We start from the raw sequence: 1,335 nt of genomic DNA on the forward strand, positions 1-1,335 counted from the left end.
ATTACTCAACCTATTTCAAGTTGAAACTTATATTACCTCAACACTCAAGGAAGAGAAATTTCAGATACTAGCAAAGGAATTGGTTGGTTTGACAAGCCGCGGCTTTATGCAAGAAGAGACCGACGAGCTCTACCAAGATGTGTTTAATCATATTAGAGGCTCAGATCGCTTGGTTATAGTACGAAATGGTGGCAATGCAATCGCATTTATCTGTGCTACTCTCAAGTCTGTTAATAATGGAGGGAGTATACTTTATCATTTAGAGGGAATCATTGTTGACAATGAATACCAAGGTTCTGGTTTAGCATTTAAACTCTTAAGTAAAGAGCTAAGGGAGACAAACGCCGATCTATTAGGTTTCCATACCCAAAACTCAAAAATGCTTCAATTGGGTATGAAATTGGCTGATCTAAACGATAGGGACGCAAAACGCTACGCAACAGACATAGGCACACGTAACCAATGCGGTATAGTTGACAAGAGTCGTTATGGTGAATCAAGCCTATATGGCAACATGGAAATGTTTGAAGGAATCGCTATTACCTCAATAGATTGGCAACACGGAGATGCATTAATTTGCGTAGGTCCAGTAAAACAAAAAATGGCATGATTTTTGTGACCGCCATTCACGGCGATGAAATTGTTCCAACAGTTTGTTTGGCGGAAAACAATCTTCCACAAGTAGTTGCAAACCCCAAAGCCGCTTGCTTATTTAAAAGATTTATAGATAAAGATTTGAATAAATCTTTTGGTTCCGATGGAAACAGCTACGAAGAAAAACGGGCTAAGGAATTACTTAAAATAATTCCTCAAAACGAAATAGTTATCGACTTTCACACTATGTCCGCAAAATCAGATCCTTTTGTGATAATCGTGGATCTTGAAATGCTTCCACTAGCATTAACCACTGGTCTTAAGCATGTTGTTTACATGAAGTACAACATCAAAGAAGGCCACTCATTAATAAATTATCGAAAAGGTCTTTCCATTGAAACAGGTAACCACAACACCTGGGATGCCTATAAAAGCACCCTTTCTTGCATTAAGAACATTCAAAAGGGCAAACAATTTAAAGCTAAAATCTACGAAGTATACGGTATTATAGACAAAAGAGGAAAATATAAAAATTTTGAGAGGTGTTCGGATGGGTTTGTTCCTGTTCTAGCCGGAGAAAAAGCGTACAATATATTGGGGCTAAAAAGTAAAATAATACAATGAGTCTTGAAAGACAAGAAAGAATATTGACAGGTATGCGACCCACAGGTCCTTTGCATCTTGGTCATTATGTTGGAGCGTTAGAAAACTGGGTCAATCTTCAGGATAAGTATGATAGTT

Annotated in this window: 3 protein-coding genes; all 3 read left to right on the plus strand. The window is 37.7% G+C overall.

Going from position 1 to position 1,335, the window contains the following annotated elements; translation table 11 throughout:
* On the plus strand, positions 1-610 hold a 610-nt coding region (locus AB1555_20110), incomplete at its 5' end, for a GNAT family N-acetyltransferase (protein ID MEW6248983.1).
* Positions 607-1,218, plus strand: coding sequence for a succinylglutamate desuccinylase/aspartoacylase family protein (locus AB1555_20115; GenBank protein ID MEW6248984.1), 612 nt, complete (start codon positions 607-609; stop codon positions 1,216-1,218). The genes AB1555_20110 and AB1555_20115, both read left to right, overlap by 4 nt.
* Positions 1,215-1,335 (plus strand): tryptophan--tRNA ligase (locus AB1555_20120; GenBank protein MEW6248985.1); only part of this gene is annotated, 121 nt, incomplete at its 3' end. The genes AB1555_20115 and AB1555_20120, both read left to right, overlap by 4 nt.

This window comes from Nitrospirota bacterium (assembly GCA_040755395.1).
Lineage (GTDB): Bacteria > Nitrospirota > Nitrospiria > Nitrospirales > Nitrospiraceae > DATLZU01.